The organism is Alteromonas sp. I10, from assembly GCF_003201515.1.
GTDB lineage: Bacteria > Pseudomonadota > Gammaproteobacteria > Enterobacterales > Alteromonadaceae > Alteromonas > Alteromonas macleodii.
The window spans coordinates 439,846-463,268 of record NZ_QJJN01000003.1 but is presented as its reverse complement, the minus strand read 5'-3'; the positions used below and the strand labels follow the sequence as shown (position 1 = coordinate 463,268).

Genomic DNA, 23,423 nt, shown 5'->3' with positions numbered 1-23,423 from the left:
GCGCATATAACTCATCAAAGTGTTTGCACTTTGTCACTTCTAATCTGTTTACCGAAACAAGCCCAATAAAAAACGCCGATGCTAACATCGGCGTTTTTTCGTTTTTTAGCGTCCAGCTATAAAACCTACACTACATCCACTCGCTGCTTCTGCGTTTGCGCTTGGGAAGGTAAGTCAGCATTACGCCCAGCAATATACCCACACCGGCTACCATACCACCGCGTGTAAACCAGGTAACCAGCTCATCTTTATTCGCGCTATCTACTTTGGCGGTAAGACGAGTTATCTCAGAGGCTTGTTCCTCGCTAGTTGTTGTAAGCTTCGATACCTGCTGACGTGCATCGTTAAGTTGCTGGCGAAGTCTGGCGTTTTCAGACTGCGCTGTTTGCAGTGCGCTTTGGCTCTCAGCTAGCTTCTCACTTATGATTGGCAATTGCTCGGCTTGCGACATGGTATTGGACACAAAGCGGCTTTCAACCCAGCCTTCGCGACCTTCATTGTCGGTAATTTGCGTGAATTCAGCATCGTTATCGCGTGCAAGCACAGTAATAGGTGTGCCTGCTTCAATTGAACCTAGAATGCGGTAGTTACGACCAGGTCCAGTATGCATAAAGATAAACAAGTCATCTCTAATGTAATGCGAAGAAGACGCTTCTAAATCAGCGGTATCTTGTAGCGAAAATGCTTGAAAAGAGCATGCAATAAGGGCTGCTGCTAACCACTTTCGAATCATATGAAGTCCAATTTTAGAATTTAAAACGAGAAGATGGTATTGGTTGACCGCGATAAAGGCAAGTTTGTTCCACTTTTGTCTAATTAAAGCATCTTGTTTCATGGCGCCAGCATTGCGAAAAGTAAGCGACAAAGGTAAGGTGTCAGCATCATAAGCTGTGCCTAGCGCAACCATGTCAGAAATAGAATTAAAATTTGTAACGGGTGACAACGCCCACCATGCGTTTACTCAACGTGTACTTCCTCTTTTCGAAAAAAACAGTATTCAGGTTAACTCTCATCGTGAAATGCGCCTTGAGAATGACTATTACGATACAGATAAGCTCGATTTTCAAAACAATAAAATGGGCTTTCGCGTTCGAGGTAACAATGGTGAATACGAACAGACGCTAAAGACTAACGGCGTGGTCAGCGGTGGTCTGCACAAACGCATGGAATACAATGTGAGCCTTGATAATTCAAGGCCCGACCTCACGCTATTTGAAGCCAGCGCTTGGCCCCAAGATTGGGACGTGGCGGCAAAAAACACGCGTCTATCTAAACAGTTTAGCACTCACTTTACTCGCAATGCCTATGTGGTTAGTGTGGGTGAAAGTGTGGTTGAGATTGTGCTGGACTGTGGCGAAGCAAGTACAGAAAAAGCCAGTTCCCCAATCAACGAAATAGAGCTTGAATTGATGTCAGGTGATATCAACAGTTTGTTTACGTTGGCGGTGCTAATAAACGACAACATGCCGGTACGCCTTAGTGATGTATCAAAAGCGGCGCAGGGATATCAATTACTTCACGGCTTTAACGCTAAAGTTCGACACCTGCCAGATTTCCTTGCGCTTGAAGACACAACCACCACGGAAGAAGCATTTAGCCACGCGGTTCAAACTGCATTGGCGCATTGGCAGCACCACGAGCATGTGTTTTGCGAAAGTGGCTCAATAAAAATGCTGGCTGAAGTTGCTAAAAGCGTACGTTTGTTACTGCAAAGTGTATCGCTTTACTTGCCGGTTCTGCAGTGCCCTGAGCTACTAGCCCTGCATAAAAAGCTGGTCACCCATGCTCAAAAGTGGGGCTGGCAAGACGACTTACAAAGTTTGCGTTACTTGCTCTCTAAAAAGAGCATGTTTAACAAAACTCTCAGCAAACATCCTGCAGTAGTAAGCTATTTGCAAGGACGACAAACAGGTTTAATGCAGGCTCATGAGCCCGAAAAGCTGTTTTTCGACAACGATGCCACAGACATTAAGCTACACGCCATAAGTCTTATTCAGAATAAGCCGTGGCAAAAAGTCGCAACGGGTTTTGATCATCCCGTGCTTGATCATGCAAAAGGCTGGCTGTCGCAAGGTTGGCAAACTGTACAGCAAAGTATGCCTCTAAATAAAACCATGGGGCCTGCCAATTACAGCGCTGTAGAAGTAATGCTTAGGCAGACATTATGGAGTGGATTTCTGCTCGGTGACTTGTTTGTAGAAGAGCGGGGTAATTTTCGCGCACCGTGGTTAGATTTGCTCACTGGTATTGATGAGCTGAATGCGCTGCTTATGTTAAAGCAGTCGATAGACGACGCCGAAGTAGACTCCCATGACGAAGTGCGTAAATGGACAGCAGAGAAACTCAGCACGCTTATTCGAATTATGGAACGAACTCGCACAGTGGCTATGCAACGTGACGTTTACTGGTAATTGTTTTCTATGCATATGTGGTTACTGTAAACATGCACGGTAAAGGCAACTCGAATCTCAAGGATGGAGGGCGCTGATGACCTCAGCCATAAATGACTATTTCCTTTACGCACTGCTTGGCATTTATGCCATTGGCTTTGTGCGTCTGTTCGTTCAAAAAGTCAATTTACGCAGTGGACGCTGGCTAACGGCAGCGTTTTTGTGCTGGCCTGTATTTATGCTGGATGAGTGGCTTCGTATGGCAAATGCCACAGGATTGGCTAGTATTTACGGGTTATCAGAAGTATTTGCTGTTATCGCGATTACGTGTTGTTACCGCGCAATAAAACCCATGCTGTTAGCTTATCCTACGGCACGAAAGCGGTTGTGGTGGCCGGTAGTAGTGACCGGCGTTTTTCAGTGCGCCATTCTCCTGATACCCGTAGACGATAAGCAGCAATGGCTCTCCTCGTCACCTCATGGGCAGCCTCTGCTATTGTGGCCTGCCTATATTGCATCACTGTTAACGGGGTTTAGCGTGTTGCTCATAGGTATTCTTATTACCGAGCATATTCAAATGTACCATAGGCACCTACCAGAGCAGGCGGTGGATATAAAAAACCTGAAAATGCCTAGGCTTGCGGGAGTAATGGGGAGCTTGGTTGGCGTTGCGTTTATGAGTATTTTACTAGTGACGGCCGCAACATTCGGCTTCTTCCCTGTTCCTTTTTGGGAAGGGTTTCATCATCTGATGATTGGAACGGCAATTCTAATTGTACTGTTTTCACTAACCTTTATACGACGGACGTCCCCGTCGCCACTCGATTACGAACGCTTAGATGAAGGCAAAGCAACGCCTTATGAAATTAGCAGTATTATTTCTAAAGCAGAACGCTACACCATAGAATCAAAGGCGTACAAGGTTCGCTTCCTTACCCTCAGTGAGTTTTGTAAAGGGGCTGATATCGATCCCACCTCGCTCGCATTGGCTTTGCAACTTACTGAAAAGAAGAACTTTAGACGTTTCATTTTCCATTACCGCTTAGAGTACGCCAAGAATGTACTGCTGCGCAGCGACGCTAAACTTGAAGCCGTGGCAAAACGCATGGGGATAAATTCAGAAAAGTTTTTGAGTGAATATTTGGTTAAACACCTAAACTCCACGCCGCTAAGATAACAAGAGTATTGTGCTAGGCGTTGAGTTCGCGTTAGCCACCAAATGCATTTATCAATATTTGATGGGTGAAGGTTTTACGTAAATAAAAGCCGCGAGGACGGGTTTTAATACGCTGACCTTCTGGCCCCAACGCGTCGGTGAGCACTTTCCCGTTTGCCGCCTTAGGACGAATGTGTAAGGCCTCGCCTTGACGAGAGGTGATCGACTCAACCTGTCCAGTTGCAATTTGCTCGACCAGTTCCTCCCAATCGTGTCTTAATACCGCATCTTCGTGTTCATTCGGTCGCCAGTAGAAGCCTGTTGCTACCCGCCTATGGGCCAGCGGAATAGCTCTGTCACCTTCAATAGGTAGCCACAATACCTGCTGTAGTTTGTTTCGCACGTTAGACGTTTCCCATGTAATGCCAGGCGCCATCAAAAGCGGGGCAAAACAGACGTAGGTGGTTTCTAAAGGCGAAAAATGGGCGTCGATGGGAATGGTTTTAAGTTCGATGCCAAGTTCAGGAAAGTCCTGTTGAGGCTTCGAACCTGCACTCGCGCCCAGCCACTTCTCTATCAGCATGCCTGGCCACCCCTTATGACGTTGTAAATTGGCCGGAATGGCTACATTTGCCATGTCCGCAAGCTCTCCAAGCGTCAAGCCTGCTATCGCATGACAACGAGCTAAAAGGCTATCTGGAGATGACGGGGGAGACGCTGGTGGCTGCATAAATAAGGTTAATTTCCTGTTTGAAAAGCGGGTACGAATATTAAGACTATGATTGGAGCATAGTTTGTGGAAGAATGAAAACATATAACAGTATAGTGTGCCCGGGAGTCTATGTGATAGATGCCGATGGATTCCGTGCGAATGTGGGCATAGTGATTTGCAACAAAATGGGTCAAGTATTTTGGGCAAGACGTTATGGTCAACATTCATGGCAGTTCCCTCAAGGCGGAATTGATGAAGGGGAATCTGCTGAACAAGCTATGTACCGCGAGCTTCACGAAGAAGTAGGGCTGACACCGAAAGATGTCACTATTTTAAGTGTTACCCGTAACTGGCTTAGATATAAGCTGCCGAAGCGATTAATTCGACAAGGCAGCAACCCTGTTTGTATAGGGCAAAAACAAAAATGGTTCTTGTTGCAGCTCGATTGTAACGAGCGAGACGTTAATGTACTTAAAACAGGTCATCCTGAATTCGATGACTGGAGGTGGGTAAGTTACTGGTATCCAATAAGAAACGTTGTATCGTTTAAGCGCGATGTATACAGACGAGTAATGAAGGAGTTCTCGCCTGTAGTTATGTCTGCGCAGCATCGGCCTCAACAGCGCCAAAACGCAGCGCCACATAAACGTGGCAAGAAACGCAGGCGTGGATAAGCGTATGCGAAGTTCAGGTACGCAAGAAAGAGGTGTGCAATATTGCGGTGTGCGGAGTAAGCAGCGAGTAAACTGCGAGTAAAAAAGGAAAAACCAGTGAGCCCTCAGAGCCAGCAAGGAACAATGTTAACCACGTTAAAGCGTATCGTGCAGGAAATGAATCAAATTCCTGCTCTCGATACGGCGTTGTTTAGGCTAGCCTCACGGGTTAAACAGACCCTAGATGTCGATTCATGCTCTATTTACCTTGCCGATTACGACACCCAAGAATTTATCCTTAAAGCAACTGACGGACTACATCCCGATGCAGTCGAGCAGGTACGCATTGGCTTCTCAGAAGGGCTTATCGGGCTGGTAGGTCAGCGGGAAGAGCCTCTTAATATCGTTAATGCTCATAGCCATCCTCGATTCAAACATTACCCCGAAGTTCAGGAAGAAAACTATAACGCCTTTTTAGGTACGCCTATTATCAACCAACGGCGTGTGCTTGGTGTTATTACCCTTCAGCAATCACAAATGCGCCGCTTCAGTGAAGACGAAGAAGCATTTTTAGTCACCCTTGCTGCGCAGCTCGCGTTAGAAATAACCAATGCTGATATTCGCGGGGCTTTGACGCTGTCAAATTCGAACGACAATACTGCGCGGCAAAAAAATGTGCGTGGTATTGCGGGTTCTCCAGGCCTTGCTATTGGCAAGGGAGTGTCTCCAGACAAATCTATTAACCTTAAAAACTGGGTCGTAAAGCGCACGCAATCTCCTCAAGATCAAATTCAACTCTATCGCAAAGGGGTTGAAGTTACGCGAGGTCATGTCGATGCGTTATCGAAGCGGTTAGATGACGGCATTCCCGACGATGTTAAATCCATTTTTCAGCTGTATCATCATCTGCTAGATGCCAACAGCCTTGGGCGGGAAGTAGAAGAAAAAATTCGCCAAGGTTGGGATGCGGCGTCTTCACTAAAAATGGTTGTAGAAAGCTATGCCGCGCGCTTTCAGGCAATGGACGACCCTTACATGCAAGAGCGCGCCATTGATATTGTCGATTTATCCGACCGTATTCTTGCCAACATTTTGTATGAAGCGAATGGCAAAAAGGTTACTGAAAAAACGATAACCGAAGCCAGTATTCTCGTAGCTGATGAAGTCTCAGCGCCTATGCTTGCCGAATTTCCAAGAGGTAAGCTAAAAGGCATTATTTCTATTCGCGGTTCAAATAACTCTCACGCGGCAATATTGGCTAGAGCCATGGGCGTGCCTGCAGTGATGGGCTGTCAAAACGTCACGCCAGCACTACTCGAAGACAAAGAGATTTTGCTTGATGGGTATTCAGGCGAGGTCATTGTATCGCCTGAACGTAACATCAAGTCTGAATTTATACAGCTCATTGAAGAAGAGTCGGCCATCGCGGAGAAAATTGACGCCGAGGCTGATAAACCTTGCGAAAGCGTTGATGGCTGTAGAATGTCTCTTTATATCAACGCTGGCCTTTCAGCTGAAGTCGAGCTAAACGCTGAACAAATTGGTGCGGGTGTAGGGCTTTATCGCACCGAGATCCCCTTTATGTTACGCGAGCGTTTTCCTTCAGAACAAGAGCAAGTAAAGCTGTACCGCCAAGTGCTTGAGGCCGCGCCTTCATTGCCTATCACTATGCGTACTCTCGACGTAGGAGGCGATAAGCCACTACCGTACTTCCCAATTAATGAAGAAAACCCATTTTTGGGGTGGCGAGGCATCCGCCTAACCCTTGATCATCCAGAAATTTTCTTGGTTCAGGTTCGCGCCATGCTGCGTGCAAGTGTAGGCCTAAGCAATTTGCAAATTATGCTGCCTATGATCTCCACCGTATCTGAAGTGCAGGAGTCTAAGCGACTAATTAATCAGGCATATTATGAAATTTGTGATGAGATTGCAGAGTCAGGACAAACGTTAACCAAGCCTAAGTTAGGTATTATGCTAGAAGTCCCGTCGGTACTTTATCAGCTACCTCAATTAGCAAAGCACGTGGATTTCTTTTCGGTAGGCAGTAACGACCTGACCCAATATCTGCTCGCGGTGGATAGAAACAATACGCGGGTGGCAGGGCTCTACAATAGCTATCATCCTGCGGTATTAGGGGCGCTTTACGACGTGGTTCAAAAAGCCAATCAAAATCAAGTGCCCGTAACTATCTGCGGTGAAATTGCAGGTGAGCCAGCTGGAGCATTACTGCTAATGGGAATGGGTTATCGCCGCCTAAGTATGAACGGCTTTAACTTAAGAAAAATAAACTGGCTTATTAGAAAAGTCACGCTGGATGAATGTAAGCAGTTACTGTCATTGGCGCTCACCTCTGTTAGCCAAGAAGAAGTTTTTGTGCACTTGAATCAATATCTTGAAACCAAGGGCCTGGGAGGCCTTATCCGAGCAGGTGCTTAAGGAATGGATCCGTTAGTTGTAATAGTTCTCAGCTGCCTTATTTTAGGTTCTGTGGTAGGTGTTCTGGCGGGTATGCTGGGCATTGGCGGTGGGCTTATCATCGTTCCTGTGTTGTCGTATTTGCTTATACATTTCATGGGAATGACCACTGAAACCGTAATGCCTGTCGCTATCGCTACCTCATTATCTACCATCATCTTCACAGGAATGTCGTCGGCCTTCGCGCATTACAAGCTGGGTAATATTCAAAGGCATGTTGTGCTTTACACAGGCTTAGGTATTGCTTTTGGCGCATTTGCCGGAGCTCAGGTAGCAAGCCATATTTCGGGTGAACTGCTTAAAGATGTGTTTGCGGTGCTGGTTATTTTGATTGCGATGCAGATGATATTTGGTAAGCAAAAAGCCTCAGAAAATGACGCATCAAAAGGTACGCTTGCGACTGTTGGTGGTGGAGCTGGCTTACTAAGTGCACTTATGGGGATTGGTGGCGGTGCATTATTGGTACCTGCGCTGGTATGGTTTCGTGTTAATGTACGGGCGGCAATTGGCTGTGCAGCCTTTTGCGGACTTATTATTGCCGTTTTTGGTACCACGAGTTTTATCGTGGCCGGTTACAATGCGATAGATGTACCAGAACATAGTTTAGGTTATGTGTATTTACCGGCAACAGCTGGTATTGTTGCCACCTCTATGTTTACCGCAAACATAGGTGCAAAGCTTGGGCAGCGAGTAAATGTTCGTGTGTTAAAAGCGATGTTGGCGTGCTTACTCGTGTTGGTGAGCATTAGAATGATTTTAGGAATTGAATAAAGTAATGGAACAGAGCAGTTATCTGGTATTTCCCAGTATCGACCCCGTTATCTTCAGTGTCGGTCCGTTAAGTGTCCGCTGGTACGGCCTTATGTATTTGGTGGGCTTTATCGCCGCGTATCTATTGGCACAAAAGCGTCTTTCACAAACCAACTGGAGCCGTGAGCAGTTAAGCGACCTGCTTTTCTGGAGCTTCGTTGGCGTAATATTAGGCGGTCGAATAGGCTATGTGCTTTTCTACCAGTTTGGTATGTTTCTCGACGATCCCTTGTACTTATTCAAAATTTGGGCTGGTGGAATGTCCTTTCACGGCGGGCTTTTAGGGGTGCTAACAGCCTTATTCTGGCGCGCCAAGTGTATGAACACGACCTTCCTTCGACTAGGCGACTTTGTTGCCCCGTTAGTACCCATCGGCTTGGGTGCTGGACGCATAGGTAACTTCTTAAACGCTGAACTTTGGGGGCGTAGCACCGATGTGCCTTGGGCGGTCATTTTCCCCAACGCGGGTAATATCCCCCGTCACCCATCACAGCTTTACGAGTTTGCGCTTGAAGGCGTACTACTCTTTATTATCCTATGGCTATATTCTGCCAAAAAGCGTCCAGTAGGGGCGGTCAGCGGCTTGTTCTTACTTGGTTACGGCACCTTCCGATTTATCGTTGAATACTTCAGAGAACCCGACGCACATATTGGCTTATATCAAATGGGACTAAGCCAAGGGCAACTTCTTTGTTTACCTATGATAGCTTTAGGAATAGGATTAATAGTCCGTGCTTACATGCGCGGAAAAGACCATGTTGAACAGCAAAAAATATAAGAATAACGATGAAAGAATATCTCGCTCTAATGCGCCATGTACGTGATACGGGTGTGAAAAAGGAAGATCGAACTGGTACAGGTACGTTAAGTGTATTCGGCTATCAGATGCGTTTTAATCTACAGGAAGGTTTCCCCTTGGTGACAACAAAGAAGTGTCACCTTAAATCCATTATTCACGAACTACTTTGGTTTCTTAAAGGCGAGACAAACATCGCTTATTTGAAAGAGCACGGTGTGAGTATTTGGGACGAGTGGGCTACCGAAGAAGGCGAGCTTGGTCCGGTTTATGGACACCAGTGGCGCAGTTGGGATCGCGGTGATGGCACATCGGTAGACCAGATTGCCGAAGTGGTTGAGCAAATCAAAAACAATCCAGATTCTCGTCGACTTATCGTTAGCGGCTGGAACCCTGCAGTGCTCCCTGATACCAATTATTCTCCTAAAGAAAATGCAGCGATGGGCAAACAAGCATTGCCACCTTGCCATACACTTTTCCAATTTTATGTATTAGACGGTAAGCTTAGCTGCCAGCTTTACCAGCGAAGCGGCGATATTTTCTTGGGCGTTCCGTTCAATATCGCAAGTTATGCTTTACTGACCATGATGATGGCGCAAGTGTGTGATTTAGAGCCCGGCGATTTTATTCATACGCTAGGCGATGCGCATTTGTATTCAAACCATCTTGAACAGGTAGAGCTACAGCTTAGTCGCGAACCGTTTGCGCGTCCAACTATGGAAATTAACCCAGAGGTTAAAGACATTTTTGGGTTCTCTTTCGACGATTTTACGCTTAAAAACTATCAGTCACACCCACACATTAAAGCCCCTGTAGCTATTTAAGGAGTTACCATGAGTACTCCGATATTGATTTGCGATGACTCAGGTTTCGCAAGGCGCCAGATGGCGCGCAGTTTACCTGATGGGTGGGACGTGGATATTTCGTTTGCCGAGAATGGTGAGCAAGCCCTAGCGCTTGTTCGCGAAGGCAAAGGCGATGTGGTGTTTCTCGACTTAAACATGCCGGTAATGGACGGTTATCAAACCATGGAAGCCATTCGCCAACAGGATCTTCCTTGCTTGGTAGTTGTCGTTTCCGGTGATGTACAAGCGCAAGCGCGAGAGAAAATGCTCGCTCTTGGTGCCCTGGATTTCATAAGAAAGCCAATTGATAACGAAAAACTCAGCCACATCCTAGCCTCTTACGGGATTTACAGTGGCGAGACGCATTCTTCTGGTGCGAGCTTACAAAAAGCGCAAGACGATAGTGACTCAAATGCCGTTTTAGCCAAGCGCCAGATGAGTAAAGAAGATCAATTAGACGCATGTCGTGAAATGGTCAATATTGCCATGGGACGTGCGGGTGAGAATCTTGCTCAACTGCTAGGTGAATTTATTGATTTGCCTATCCCAAACGTCAACTTAATTGAAAGCAACGAACTGTCTATGGCGGTTGCGGAAATTAATCGTAACGACAGCGTGTCGGCAGTTTCAAAAGGCTTTATTAGTGAAGGTATAAGCGGCGAAGCGCTGGTCATTTTTAACGACACAAACTCTCAAAACATCGTTGAACTATTAAAGTATCCGCCGTCGGCTTCCTCCGACAAACTAGCGCTAGAAGCACTAATGGATGTTTCCAATATTCTTATCGGGGCCTGTTTAAACGGTTTGTCAGAGCAGTTAAATGTCGCCTTTAGCCACACGCATCCGGTGTTACTGGGGCAGCACCAAGGACTATCAACGCTTTTAAGTGATAACGTGCAGCGTTGGGGCAAGCTCATGGCTATCGAAATAGGTTATGCCATTAAGGCCAGAGATATTTCCTTTGACCTGCTGTTGCTATTTCCTGGTGATGCCATGAACCATATCTATTCTCGGCTGCTCGATGATGACGCTGTGACACAAGACAAGGAAAGTCTATGAATGCATCTACAGACGCACTTTCCACCGGTGCTTCAGTTAATTCTTCTCAAGTACCCGCAGAGCTTCTCGATTCCATTGAAGTGGGCATTGCAGTGCTAGACCGCAACTTCAAGGTTCAAGTGTGGAACAAGTTTCTTGAAAACCATGGTGCAAAGAAAGCGGAAGCAATCATTGGAGACAGTCTTTTTTCTCATTTCCCAGAAATAGAAGAAAAATGGCTGAGAACCAAAGTCGACCCTGTGTTCAATTTGAAGAGCCCGGTGTTTATTATTTGGGAGCAGCGCCCTTACTTGTTTAAGTTTGGTTGTAATCGCCCTGTAACCAGCGCTGCAGAGTTCATGTACCAAAACGTGACCATGTTCCCTATTGTTGATAAGCGCGGCAACGTAGAGCGGTTTTGTATGCTTGTTTACGATGTCACTGAGCAGGCGCTCGGTAAGCGTGGAATGGAGCATCTTAACGAAGAGTTGAAAACTGCGAGCCGCGTGGACGGTCTAACAGGGCTATATAATCGTCGCTACTGGCAGGAACGCTTTGATGAGATGCACAAACTTTGTGTGCGCCGAGAAAAGCCAAGTACTGCGCTTATGCTCGATATCGACCATTTCAAACGCATTAACGATACTTATGGTCATCAGGCTGGGGATAAGGTGATTAAGATGTTAGCAGCGCTGATTAAGCGCTGTGTGCGGGAAACCGACCTTGCAGGGCGCTACGGAGGAGAGGAATTTGCCATTATTCTGAATGACTCTTCAGTTGAAGATGCCAAGATCGTTGCTGAACGTATCCGACAATTAGCACAGCGTTTAGTGGTAGAACACGAAGGTGAGTCAATAAGTTTCACTGTTAGTTTAGGCCTTGCACAATTCTCTCCTGACTTTAAAGGAGCTATGGCATGGCTTGAGTGTGCCGATCAAGCGCTTTATGAAGCAAAAGAAAACGGCCGAAATCAATATCGCATTTATGCAGCGCCTGGCGCGTTATAGTGCTAGGCGTAGGGTGTTTTTGAGCTCTTGAAAGGTGACAGGCTTCACTAAGTGATATCGAATACCTGCCTGCAGCGACGCTTCTTTATCGCTTCTGTGGGCATTGGCCGTAAGGGCGATGATCGGAAGGTCAGGGTGACCTTCTTTCATTATTTTAGCGACTTCCAAACCATTGATATCTGGTAAGTTGATATCCAACAGCACACAGTCAAACGCATTTTCACTCACTCTAATAATAGCGTCGTCACCGGTGTAACTCACAGTAACTTCGTGGCCCATACATTGAAGCATATACTCCACCATTTCTGCATTAATGGGCTCGTCTTCTACCAGCAACACATTGGCCTTTTTCGTTGTTTCAACAACTCTTGCGTTACTTGCTGTAAGGTGATGGAGCGCATCTACAAACCGGTTTCTATCGATGGGTTTAACAAAACTTTGATAGATGGGCAGTTCACTGTTTGCAATAATGTTGGCAATATCTGGGGTTGCTGACAGCACAATAACGGGCGGTACCCGTTCACCAAAAATCGCCTTAAGCGTCCTCACTAGTTCAAGACCATTCATGCCCGGCATATACAAATCGGCAATAATGCCTGAAAACTGGAGTATTTCTTCGTGCAGATTGAGCAAGTTCGCACCAGATGAAAACGTGCGTGCGCTAAAGCCCTCTTTGGTAATAATTGACTGTAAATGCAGCCTAGATATCTCTAAATCGTCAACTACGGCGAAGGTCGCATTAGACGGTGCTGAATTGGTAGCGGGAAGGTCCTCAATAGGTTTCAGAGGCAGTAAAATTTTAAACTCTGTACCCACTCCAACTGTACTGGTTACCTGAAGTGCACCGCCCAGCTTATCAACGCTGCGTTTAGCTACAGACAAGCCAATTCCTGCACCCGGGAAGCGTTGGCCAGTTGAGTGTTCGCCGCGATAGAAGCGTTCAAACATGCGCTTTTGCGTCGCCTCATCAATTCCTATTCCAGTATCACTAATTATAATAACGAGAAAAATCCCTTGGTTTTTCACCAAGGTTGTAACGGTGACGTCGATCAGTCCATTAGCCGTAAATTTAACGGCGTTATCAAGAATGTTAACTACTACTTTAGAAAGGGCGACAGGATCCGTTTCTGCGTAATGGGGCACACTGTGACTACAGTGCATGTTAAATTCTATTTTTTTGTCTTTTACGCGTACAGAAAACGGCGAGATACATTCGTCGAGCAAGCTGATTAGGTCGACATCTGAAAAGTGCAGATCGTCTTCAGTGTTATTGGTTAATACATCGGTAAGGTTGTTGGTAAGATTAAGAAGTCGATAGCTGGATTGTTCAGCCTGCTGAATTAGTCTGGTACGCTGTTCTTCCATGTTAGGAATAAGTTCAAGAGCACTGATAATTGCACTTATTGGCGCTCTGAATTCATGACTAATCAGTTGCAAAAATTCTTTGTTTTGCAAATCTCTATCGTCATCCACAACGGCAAGTCTCAACTTCGATTTACCAAACTTTTTAGGCGACTTGTTTGCGTTACTTTTGTAAAAAAGCCATGCAATAAAATACCAAAGTACAATGACGACTGCGCCCAAAATAGTAGTGAGAAGCATCTTATTGCGCATCGCCTGAATACGTAGTAACAACGCGTTTTCTTCCGCCTGCATGGCATTGACCATAGGCAGCAGGCTAAATTGCTGTTGAATACGTTGAGTTGCGTCGGCTATCGGCAACTCAATAAGAGTATGAAGTAAATCTAGTGTGGTTTGCGCGACCTGCCGTGCAGACGCGCTATTCAATCCTTCTTTTGCTATTGCAAAGTCTCTTTCGGATAAGACTGTGGGCGAGATTGCTTGGCCTGCACTACTGCGAAGGTATTCAGATATACCTTGAACGGTGACCTGTAGCTCGCGCTTTAAAATAGTGTAATTCGCGGGTCCAGAAAACGCGCTGCTCTCCATCCGAAACGTAAATTGATTGATACTAGACTCAGTGGCAAGAATATTATCCTCTAAATAACTCTGCTGCTTTAAGGCTGTTATGAGTGCTTGTTGCTTGCTCATCAGCGCGATTAAAACCGCAATAACAACCATAGCGATCAACAGTGCTGTAACACTCACTTTTGAAAAAGTGAATGTCCGCGAAATTGATGATGATTTGCGCTGCGACTGGCCAGCCTGGTTTGAGCTCACGTTCATCCTTGCAAGTAATATGCGGTAGAGATACCTACCTTAAATGTAGGCAACTAACGCTAACTTGCAAGGAAGTAGAAAAAATTACGGTGACTCAACGCGCTTTATGTGGTGCCTAATTGAATACAAAAAGCAAAGGCTGGGAATTACCATGACTGCTGTGAGAATAAAGAACAAGCTCCAATTGCCTTCAAGACCATCTACAACAAAGCCGCTGCTAGAAGCGACCAAGGTTCTGCCCGCAACACTCAGGGAGGCCATGAGTGCGTACTGGGTTGCACTAAACGCCCGATTACACAATAGTGAGATAAACGCGACCATGGCAACGGTGCTCCAAGCCCCTGTAAAGCCATCGACAATAACGGTTATGGCTAAAAGAGATGTGGAAGGGCCTGTTTGCGCGATCAGTGCAAATAGTAAATTAGACGCGGCCATGGCCACACCCGCAATCATTAATCCGCGGTAAATACCGTAGCGAATGTTAACCAATCCACCTAACAGTGAAAACACGATGGTTACCCACCAGTTGAGCAATTTTGAGTAAGTAGCGATATCGCTATTAGAAAAGCCAATTTCTTTATAAAACACGATACTCATGCGGCCTAGAAAGGCTTCACCGATTTTAAATAGAAATATAAACAGTAAAAACGACGCCGCTAATTTAACGCCGTTTCGATTGAAAAATTCGGCGAATGGCGTGACCAGAGTAGTTTGTATCCAGTGAAAAACGGGAGACCGCTTTGTATCTTTGGCTGTTATCTTTTCAAGCAAGGCTTCGCGGTCAATTTGTGGCTCGTTCGCTAAATACGTGGCGCACATTAATAAAGCCATGAGAGCACCGAGTAAAAGATAAATGTTTGGCCAAGTCCAAGATGTCATGTCAGCCAAGAAGAACGGGATAGCACCAAGCCCGCCATAACCTGTCCACCAGCCAGCGGTGGCTACTGAAGACGCAGCTGACATGCCGTCTTTGTCGTCTTGGGCAATACAGTCAATGCGAAAACCATCGATGGCGATATCTTGCGTGGCTGAGGCAATAGCAATAAGCAAACCGACTAATGCAACATAAAACAAATCTTGGTCTGCAGTGAGTTGAGACATCACTAAACACAGCAAAACTACACAGCCTTGCATAGCGAAAATCCAACCTCGTCGTTGACCTAATAGTGGGGGCTTGATTTTGTCGACAAGCGGAGACCAGAGGAAATTAAAAGAGTATGTCGCGAAAATAATGCCGAATAAGCCGATGGCCGAGCGAGACAAACCTTCATCTTTGAGCCAAGCAGATAGCACTGAACCAATCATGATCCAAGGGAAGCCACTGGAAATGCCGAAAAGAAATATACTGAGGTATCGTTTGTCGTTAAACGTTTTTAAAGCGTTGAGCAAAACTGCGGCCTTAGGCAAGAATACAAAAGCATATTGAGCCATGAACCACAGTGAGAAGCAATAACGCGTTGAAGTGAAAGTTTTACTATGGACGAATGCCTACGCAGTCGAGTGGGCAATGACCCAAACCTTCAAGGAAATTCACGCAGTTATTTAGTTCATCTACAAGAAACTGGTCGTTAATTAGCTTGTCTTCATTCCAATAATGCACTTGATGAAGTAAATGCCAAAAAACCCGTTCTTTTTGTGTGTAGGGCTGCGTTAAGGTGTAATCAATTTGCCCCCATTCTTCCATACTATCCCAAAAGAATAGCTCGATCTCCTCGATAGGAAGCTCTCCTTGCCAAAATGCTCTCAAATAGAAACACAGCTGCTTTGCTTTGTTATCTACGAAATCTTGAACACTCACAAGTAACTCAACCGTTTATGTTTGCTAAAAGTATTATAGTTCATAACAATCTTACTGCTTAGGACAGAGGCTTGCTATTTACACCATTAAATTTAGGTAATTGTTTTGGATACTAATTTAGCGTAATCGGTTAATTATCGAATTACCAGCCTAGGTGGCGAGTCCAACCAATAGTGCTATTTGCAACTATCTGAATATGAGGGGATTTCTGAAACTCCTTTATACTAAAGGCTAATAAATTGCTGGGAATAATTATTTGTCGATAGTGCATCTTTAGTGCGTTTTTTGCGCTAATCTTTCGCTTTTGCGTGGTACTGTTCGCCCAGTCGTTAAATCCACTTAGTGACAGATCCAATATTGGAAAGCTGGACTGCGCTATATTATCTATAACTAATGTGTTCGTTGATTCTTCTGGCCAAAAAGGTGAAATGGCTACGAAAGTGTCTGGATGAAGTTGAGGCTGTTGCTCTACGACGGACAAGTAAGTTGTGGCCAGCATGCCTTGTGCAATGACCATACGGTAGCCTGAATTGTCTTGTAAATAATTATTCAATGCATTGAGTTGTAAACTCAGTGCTGAAGTTGCTGATTCGAAATTGAGATACTGCGTAAGTTGATTACTTCTGGGGTGGATATTTTGGGCTGACATAGACGTAGTTTCAGAGTCTGATATGTCGGTGTTTGTAGATTCAGCAGGTAGGTTCTGCTGGGAAGTGACATTAACCGGCAAATTAAACGGACTTATCACTACATTCCAGCCTTTTTCTGCAAGCATGTTGGCAAGGCTATTTCCCTGCGCGAGCGTAAGGCTAGAGGGAAAAGGCTCGGTGAGTATGATAGCCACACCCAAAGGTAATGGTGTTTGCGCTTCAATTTCAATAATTGGGGATTCAACTTCTCCAATCATCAAAGGTTTCACTTCTCCAGGCAGATAGGCGTGACTAACATCTGTGAAAAAGTCACAGTGAGCTGTCATAGGCAATAGCGAAACAATAACAGCAAATGTTAAAAGGAGAGCGTGCCTTTTCATAAAATGTGGTTTGCCTTTACCTTAATCTGGATCTATTCAGCTTGGACAGCATCAAATTAATTCGTACATCAAGCGTATACAAAGGTTATCGGCAGGGTGCGTTAAAACTAAAATGGAGTCTATTGATAAAGTTGAATAGCGTTAAAACGCTACTCAAAACTTTCTGAGAGCGGCTTTGGGCAAAACGGACTAAAAGGGATGGCGACATTAAAGTGCAGCCAATGCCCAAGTGTCGGGTGCGAAAGACTCAAGCTTTCAGCATGAAGCTGTAAACGAGGCGCCATGGATAACGCTTCTTCATGGGCATAGAGTCTATCTCCCAAAATAGGGTGACCCAAAGCAAGCATATGTACTCGCAGTTGGTGAGAGCGACCGGTAATGGGATAAAGGGCAACGAGAGAATAGGGTCGCTCTTTTTCATCCAGTGTGCGCTCAATGACGTCAAAGTGCGTTACGGCTTTTTTACCGCGCTCGAAGTCTACCATTTGCTTTGGCCTGTTTGGCCAGTCGCAAATAAGGGGAAGGTTAACCTCTCCGCTGTCTTGTTCTACATGCCCATGAACACGTGCGAAGTAGCGCTTTTTAGTTTGGCGTAACTCAAACTGTTTCGAGATATGGCGATGGCTATCTTTATTAAGCGCCAGCACCAAAATACCCGAAGTCGCCATGTCTAAGCGATGCACTACTGTGGCGGTGGGATACACACGGTTCACCCGGCTAATCAGCGAATCGCGGTGCTCTAAAGCTTTGCCCGGAACGCTCAATAGCCCGCTAGGTTTATGCGCAACCACCATGTCCTCATCTTGATACAAAATATCAAGATAAGGTGTCATCGGTGGGTTATAAACAAAACTTGGGTTCGCCATTATGTACTCGTTACTTCACAGTCGCTCTTGAATGTTTAACCTTTCGAGGTTACGGGTTATTTACCACAATACGAATGGCGTCCAGCTGAACATCTGCATCCTGAATAACTTTATCAAGGGCGTTCATTTGCGTTTCAATAAACTCGATTTCGCTGTCACGTACTGCTGGGTTACGCTTTTGAAGATCGCGCAAGCGCTGTATTTCTTCGTTAAGCGTGCTGTGCATGCTGTTAAGTGCGTCGTGTTGCTTTTGGTTAGCTTGCTGATGGGCAAGCTTACGCGCCTTTTCAATGGCAAGCTCAAGCGGCTGTTGCAAGGCTTTTAGAAGCTGAGCCGAGATCTTACGTCCAATTTTACGCTTAACGTCGAAGCTCAATTCAGACGGGTTTCCTTGCGCATCTAAACACACGCGCACGGGCGTTTGAGGTAAGAAGCGACCCAACTGAAGCGCTTTAGGCGCTTGCGCTTGCAGCACAAACAACGCCTCAACCCAATAAGCGCCTTTTGGCAAAGACGGCTCGGCAATGAAGCCCATGCTGCTCTTTCCGTGTACGTCGGTGAGTACTACGTCCATGGCGGTATGCACAAGTGGATGATCCCAACTTAAAAACTGCACGTTTTCTAGCGTGGTGGCAACACGGCGCTTGTAAGTGACTGTCATGCCTTCTGGGTCAAGACCTGGAAGCTGGCTCACCATCGACTCGGTTGGCATAAGAATAAAGCAGTCATTGCCTTTTTCATCCTGCTGAACACCGATAGCATCGAAAACGCGACCCATAAAGCGCGACAAATCTTGTTCGCTATCAAGGGTAATAATGTCTTCAAGCAGTTGTTCTACGCGGCCTTCACCCGAGGCATTAAGCTCAAGAAGACGATCGCGACCGGCTTCAAGCTGCGCTACGAGCTGGCTATTAAGCGTAACACTCATGTTCACTAGCTCGTCACGCGCGCTCATATCGTCAGGGTGTAAGCAGGCACCAATAAGCAAAGGCTTAACGTCGTCGAACACGCCAGAACCTGTAGGGCAGGTCTTTTCGAAGGCATTCAGCCCTTCGTGATACCAATCTAGTAATACGTGCTGCGCGGTTTTCGCTAAATACGGCACGTGAATTTGTACGGTTTGGGTTTGGCCAATACGGTCAAGACGACCAATACGTTGTTCAAGCAGATCTGGCGTAATAGGCAAATCGAACAGCACCAAATGGTGAGCGAACTGGAAGTTACGGCCTTCGCTACCAATTTCACTACACAGTAGAATTTGTGCGCCGTCTTCCTCATCGGCAAAATAATGAGCCGCTTTGTCGCGCTCCACAATGCTCATGCCTTCGTGGAATACACTGTGGCGAATACCGGTTTGCGTGCGAATAACCTCACCTAACTCTTGCGCTGTACGGGCGCTTGCGCAAATAAGCAGAATCTTTTCTAGCTTAACGCTTTGCATGAAATCAAGCAGCCATTCAACGCGCGGGTCTTGCTTGGTCCAGCTGTTAACCACGCTTGCCATACGTTCAGGATACAGTGAATAGGTTAAGTCGCCGCCGCTCACGGCATCTGAATAAACCTCAGGCAAAGCCAGTTCGTAAGCGCTTAATTTACGCATCGGAAAGCCTTCGATATTGGCGCGGCGGTTTCTAAACAGCATACGGCCTGTGCCGTGACAATCGATAAGTTGGTGCAGCAGCGCATGGCGATTTTCCGGCGAGCTTAAATCACCCGCATGTTCCATTACGTCAGGCGCGAATTCTGCGAGTTTGCTGCGTTGTTTGTCGTTAGGCTCGGCGTCTGAAAGTAATGGCGCTACTGCATCGGCCAGTTGGCTGTATTTCGATTCTTCATCTAAGAATGCATCGTAGCTATGGAAGCGAGCCGGGTCGAGCAGGCGCAAGCGGGCAAAGTGGCTTTCGTGACCAAGTTGATCAGGCGTTGCGGTAAGCAGTAATACGCCTGGCGTTTGGTTTGCCAGCGCTTCCACACACAAGTATTCGGCAGAGGGAGCCTCACTTGACCACGCAAGGTGATGGGCTTCATCGACAACCATTAAATCCCATCCTGCAGCTTGAATTTGCTGCTGGCGTTTTTCGCTCTTGCTTAGGAAGTCGATACTGCAAAGTACCAGCTGGTCGTTTTCAAATGGATTCACAGCGCTCGCGTCAGACGTTTCGTCATCTTGTAAGCCTTCGCTCTTCTCTATAGCCTCGCAACGACTTTCATCGTAAATGGCAAAAGGAAGGTTAACGCGACGAAGCATTTCAACTAACCATTGGTGCATGAGCGAGTCTGGAACCAAAATAAGCACGCGCTCTGCGCGACCTGTTTTAAGCTGCTGGTGAATAATCAACGCGGCTTCAATGGTTTTACCAAGACCTACTTCATCGGCAAGTAATACGCGAGGTGCGTGTCTGCCGCCTACCTCTGACGCAATGTGGAGTTGGTGCGGAATAAGCGATATGCGCGCACCTGCAAGACCAATGGTGTTTGAACGTAAGTAATCATACTGATGATCTAAAGCACGCTCGCGCAAATCGAACCATTTAGGGTTGTCTAATTGCTGACTGAACAGGCGCTTTTCAGGTTGGTTCAAGCGAATGTGGCTGTCTAGCATGGTTTCAGGTAATCGCGCTTGCGCTTTGGTGTCTTCGCGAAGCCCGTGATAGATGAAAAGATCTTGGCTTTCTTCTTTTTCAGTAATGGTCATTTCCCAGCCGTCTTGGCTTTTGACCGTTTCGCCAATTTCAAAAATTAGTCGCGTAAGCGGCGCATCTTGCTTAGTATACTTTCGCGCTTCGCCTGTTGCTGGATACAACACTTCGACAGAACGGAAGTCGCTACCAATAACGACACCTAACCCCAGCTCTATTTCTGTGTTGCTTAACCAACGCTGACCAACTGAAAATTGACTATCTGAACTCATAAATCACCAACCTATTTTTCGGGGGGCGGTATTGTACGCATTGCGTTGTGATAAGTCATTAATACTAGCTCATTTGATTTGCGGTTGCAGGTGGGGGGATTGAGTACCTATGCCCTGCGTTAACAAGACGATTAGCACTAGTAGGCCTTCTTTGCTTCACAACGAGAATGCTGGTAGCAAAAGAATAATAACGTTGACGTGCCCATCAGGCTTGCTTTGTCACAGGGTTAGCGTAAAACTGTCGTATCACTGACCATGGATATTTCTTACTGTTAACCGCGTTACGTTTTTAACGTATGTGAATCGCAGCTAACAGGAGGAAGCGCGAGATGGATATGAAAGTAGACAGTCAAAAGCTTATACAACTTCGCAATGCTAGGGCATGGAGTCAGCAGCATCTGGCAGATGTGTCTGGATTGAGTTTGCGTACTATTCAGCGAATTGAGAAAACACAATCTGCTTCACACGATTCAATAGGCGCACTTGCTTCAGTTTTCGAAACGACGCCCGATGCGCTTTTAATGGGTGAAACCCACGCCACTACAAGTCATGCTCAAGGGCAGCCAACCTCGCAAACTTCTACTGCGGGCGAAAATGCCGCAGCTCATCATTCAATTAAGCTGCAGGGTGACCGGCCAACGTCGTTGAATCCCCAACATGTTCTTTGGATCACGCTAGCGCTCGCCATCAGTTTGTTTGCTGCTATTTATTATGCGCAAACGGTCAATGCGAACAATGGTAGCAACCAAGTAATTGAAGCTGGCAAGCCAGTTAATGTCAGTAGCGAAGTCCTTGAAGATGCAACAAGTTGGCTGGAACTTATCGACAGCGGTGAATATGAACAAAGCTGGAAAGAGAGTGGGGCTATTTTTAGAAGCGGTATTTCAATAGCTAAATGGACAGAGGCGATGCAGCTAGTCAGGGAGCCATTGGGGGCAGTCAAGTCGAGGGAAATTGCGTTAGCGCAAGCGCCAACTTCACTGCCTGGATTGCCTAAAGGAAACTACCTAATTTTGTCGTTCACCACTGACTTTGATTCCCAGACCACAATGAAAGTAGAGACCCTTTCTATGGTGGAAGTTGATGGCGAATATAAAGCAATAGGCTACTTCATTAAGTAGCCTACTCAGGTAACTGGTACAAAGTTTCAATTCCTTGAATGGCTTTGAAAGCATCATCGCTCGTTGCATTGTTGATGGCTTTGATAAGTTCAGGTGCATTGTAGGGCTCTAACAAGGTTAGGAACGTCGCTGTGCCAGGTGGCATGCCACTATTCACTGCTTTTTGAAGTCGCTTCCATACGGTGAACAGCGACTCCTCACCTAACGTTTTTTGTTGCACCACGCTATCGATGGCGCGGTGCATTATCATCCCGCATGAATAATAAAGATTGAAGTGTCCGTTTTTATAAGCACGAGCCAGCGTTGTCTGCGCCAGCCCTTCAGTACAGCTCTCGAAAGCGCGGGTCATTCGGCTTTCAACATAGCTATTGGCGTCTTCGTAGAGGAAGTTCATGGCGATTGCCGCAAAGTAGTCGGCGTTGCCCTCGTGCAGCCAAGACTGATCCTCGTTCTCTGATACACCTTCGGTACTGCCAGGCTGATATAAATGGGCGACTTCGTGAGCAAAGAACCAAAGTGTTTGGTTAACAAAGCTGCTGTTATTCGCCTGCTCATTTAAGTCTTGTCTGTTCCAATGCATAAATATCTGGTTAGGTAGTGTTCCACCTTGTGTAGAGTGATCGTCTACGTTTGCATAAGAGGCAAATAACATGGGCTTTTCGCCCTTAAGCGGATTAAGAGAATGGGAGAAAAACGCCATCATGTTGGGTATATCTTCTTCTAGCGAAGCTTTAATGCTTTCAGGAAGCCCGGGATCAATTAGGGCAACCACATCATCGGTAATAATTGGCTGTTGCTTACCCACATACACGACTCTTCCATCATTGTTATCTGTCCACGACACGCTGCTTTTCATTACTTTGCCATTCAACACTATGTGTTCATCACTGGGAACATTGAGTGTCAGGTGCCATTTATTATCTTCTTCAGTACAGGCATTAGCACAAGCAAACAGTCGCCCAGAGTGAAAGGTATTTCCACCATCAGAAAAAGGAGAAAATGGTGCGTAATCTTTACCCAAGTGTTTATAGGTGGGTGTCAGTAAAAATGACACGGTAGAGAGGGGCTTGCCTGACTTCGAACGTACAAGTTCTTGGTGTTTGACGTTATCAAAGACGATTTCTATGTCGTTGTCTTGCGCGAACCAACGTGCTGTTCTTGATGTATCTGGGTTTCTAACAAAAGCCAGCGTTTTGGCTGGCGTAGTTAATGTGTAAGTGACTACCCATTTTTCAGACGTATCAGCCGTGCTTTTCTCAACCTTGATTAGAATAGTAGAAGGGGAAGAATGATTGAGCGCTTGGCTATTCGCCCATGCAATTTCAACGTTAAAGCACGCCAGTAGCGCTAACGTCATGCTTATGGCCGTTTTTATTTTTGTGATGTTAAGCCAATTCATAGCTGATCTTTCCCTGAGTGTTATTAATTTAAACGCATCCACTTTATTGAGGTGTTGTGGCAATGGGTTAGCCCCCGTGTTTAATTCACCGCTTCAACAAATACACCTTAGCCTATTTGGGTATTAAAAACGCAACTAAAGCTGCGCTAACTGTAGTTAAAGTGTGAGCATTTGTTACGAACCAAGTATGCCAGTTTCTTGTTAATGCAGAATGGGAGCGCTGTGCTATCTCATA

Annotated in this window: 19 protein-coding genes; 10 read left to right on the top strand and 9 right to left on the bottom strand. The window is 46.0% G+C overall.

Annotation, left to right across the window (positions count from 1 at the left end; translation table 11 throughout):
- Window positions 1–130 precede the first annotated feature (130 nt).
- Window positions 131–943, bottom strand: a complete 813-nt coding sequence (locus tag BZA03_RS08835; RefSeq protein WP_110288567.1) for a TIGR04211 family SH3 domain-containing protein — start codon at window positions 941–943, stop codon at window positions 131–133.
- On the opposite strand from BZA03_RS08835, the gene BZA03_RS08830 reads away from it, so the two are divergent.
- Entirely contained in the window at window positions 906–2,411 is a 1,506-nt protein-coding gene (locus BZA03_RS08830) for an inorganic triphosphatase (RefSeq protein ID WP_039224442.1), read from the top strand. The genes BZA03_RS08835 and BZA03_RS08830 overlap by 38 nt on opposite strands.
- A 76-nt stretch (window positions 2,412–2,487) precedes the next feature.
- Window positions 2,488–3,567 (top strand): AraC family transcriptional regulator, encoded by a 1,080-nt coding sequence (locus tag BZA03_RS08825; RefSeq protein ID WP_049587333.1) that lies wholly within the window; start codon window positions 2,488–2,490, stop codon window positions 3,565–3,567.
- A 31-nt stretch (window positions 3,568–3,598) separates the two neighbouring features.
- Here BZA03_RS08825 and mutH read toward each other — a convergent pair whose 3' ends face one another.
- A complete protein-coding gene (gene mutH, locus BZA03_RS08820; RefSeq protein WP_014948178.1) occupies window positions 3,599–4,276 on the bottom strand; it encodes a DNA mismatch repair endonuclease MutH in 678 nt (225 codons plus the stop codon).
- Between the two features lie 113 nt (window positions 4,277–4,389).
- Here mutH and rppH point away from each other — a divergent pair, with 113 nt between their 5' ends.
- From rppH to BZA03_RS08785, 7 genes are all read left to right on the top strand, one after another.
- Window positions 4,390–4,932: an RNA pyrophosphohydrolase gene (rppH, locus tag BZA03_RS08815; RefSeq protein WP_014948179.1), complete on the top strand. Its 543-nt coding sequence runs from the start codon at window positions 4,390–4,392 to the stop codon at window positions 4,930–4,932.
- A gap of 123 nt (window positions 4,933–5,055) precedes the next feature.
- Window positions 5,056–7,347: a phosphoenolpyruvate--protein phosphotransferase gene (ptsP, locus tag BZA03_RS08810; RefSeq protein WP_039224899.1), complete on the top strand. Its 2,292-nt coding sequence runs from the start codon at window positions 5,056–5,058 to the stop codon at window positions 7,345–7,347.
- Between the two features lie 3 nt (window positions 7,348–7,350).
- The gene (locus tag BZA03_RS08805) at window positions 7,351–8,157 is read left to right on the top strand and encodes a sulfite exporter TauE/SafE family protein (protein ID WP_014975612.1); all 807 of its coding nucleotides are present in this window, start codon (window positions 7,351–7,353) and stop codon (window positions 8,155–8,157) included.
- Window positions 8,158–8,161: 4 nt separating this feature from the next.
- Window positions 8,162–8,974, top strand: a complete 813-nt coding sequence (lgt, locus tag BZA03_RS08800; RefSeq protein WP_014978255.1) for a prolipoprotein diacylglyceryl transferase — start codon at window positions 8,162–8,164, stop codon at window positions 8,972–8,974.
- Between the two features lie 8 nt (window positions 8,975–8,982).
- Complete coding sequence (locus BZA03_RS08795; RefSeq protein WP_110288540.1) at window positions 8,983–9,816, top strand: thymidylate synthase; 834 nt, start codon at window positions 8,983–8,985, stop codon at window positions 9,814–9,816.
- A 9-nt stretch (window positions 9,817–9,825) separates the two neighbouring features.
- Entirely contained in the window at window positions 9,826–10,896 is a 1,071-nt protein-coding gene (locus tag BZA03_RS08790) for a response regulator (RefSeq protein ID WP_039224447.1), read from the top strand.
- On the top strand, window positions 10,893–11,882 hold the full coding sequence (locus BZA03_RS08785; protein ID WP_110288539.1) for a sensor domain-containing diguanylate cyclase: 990 nt from the start codon (window positions 10,893–10,895) through the stop codon (window positions 11,880–11,882). Before BZA03_RS08790 ends, BZA03_RS08785 begins: the two co-directional genes overlap by 4 nt.
- On the opposite strand, the gene BZA03_RS08780 is transcribed toward BZA03_RS08785, so the two are convergent.
- The 6 genes from BZA03_RS08780 to rapA all read right to left on the bottom strand — a co-directional run bounded on the left by BZA03_RS08780 (window position 11,877) and on the right by rapA (window position 20,668).
- Window positions 11,877–14,069, bottom strand: a complete 2,193-nt coding sequence (locus tag BZA03_RS08780; RefSeq protein WP_258364614.1) for a response regulator — start codon at window positions 14,067–14,069, stop codon at window positions 11,877–11,879. The two genes, BZA03_RS08785 and BZA03_RS08780, sit on opposite strands and share 6 nt — an antisense overlap.
- A gap of 78 nt (window positions 14,070–14,147) precedes the next feature.
- Window positions 14,148–15,494: an MFS transporter gene (locus BZA03_RS08775; protein ID WP_110288538.1), complete on the bottom strand. Its 1,347-nt coding sequence runs from the start codon at window positions 15,492–15,494 to the stop codon at window positions 14,148–14,150.
- Window positions 15,495–15,537: 43 nt separating this feature from the next.
- Complete coding sequence (locus tag BZA03_RS08770; protein WP_014948188.1) at window positions 15,538–15,861, bottom strand: hypothetical protein; 324 nt, start codon at window positions 15,859–15,861, stop codon at window positions 15,538–15,540.
- Between the two features lie 142 nt (window positions 15,862–16,003).
- On the bottom strand, window positions 16,004–16,891 hold the full coding sequence (locus BZA03_RS08765) for a DUF3530 family protein (protein ID WP_039224451.1): 888 nt from the start codon (window positions 16,889–16,891) through the stop codon (window positions 16,004–16,006).
- Between the two features lie 149 nt (window positions 16,892–17,040).
- A complete protein-coding gene (gene rluA, locus BZA03_RS08760; RefSeq protein WP_014948190.1) occupies window positions 17,041–17,757 on the bottom strand; it encodes a bifunctional tRNA pseudouridine(32) synthase/23S rRNA pseudouridine(746) synthase RluA in 717 nt (238 codons plus the stop codon).
- A gap of 49 nt (window positions 17,758–17,806) precedes the next feature.
- Window positions 17,807–20,668, bottom strand: coding sequence for an RNA polymerase-associated protein RapA (gene rapA / locus BZA03_RS08755; protein WP_110288537.1), 2,862 nt, complete (start codon window positions 20,666–20,668; stop codon window positions 17,807–17,809).
- A gap of 329 nt (window positions 20,669–20,997) precedes the next feature.
- Between rapA and BZA03_RS08750 the strand changes: the two genes are divergently transcribed.
- On the top strand, window positions 20,998–21,789 hold the full coding sequence (locus BZA03_RS08750; RefSeq protein ID WP_110288536.1) for a DUF4019 domain-containing protein: 792 nt from the start codon (window positions 20,998–21,000) through the stop codon (window positions 21,787–21,789).
- Between the two features lies 1 nt (window position 21,790).
- Here the strand turns inward: BZA03_RS08750 and BZA03_RS08745 are convergent, their stop codons facing one another.
- The gene (locus BZA03_RS08745; protein WP_110288535.1) at window positions 21,791–23,188 is read right to left on the bottom strand and encodes a hypothetical protein; all 1,398 of its coding nucleotides are present in this window, start codon (window positions 23,186–23,188) and stop codon (window positions 21,791–21,793) included.
- Between the last annotated feature and the right edge of the window lie 235 nt (window positions 23,189–23,423).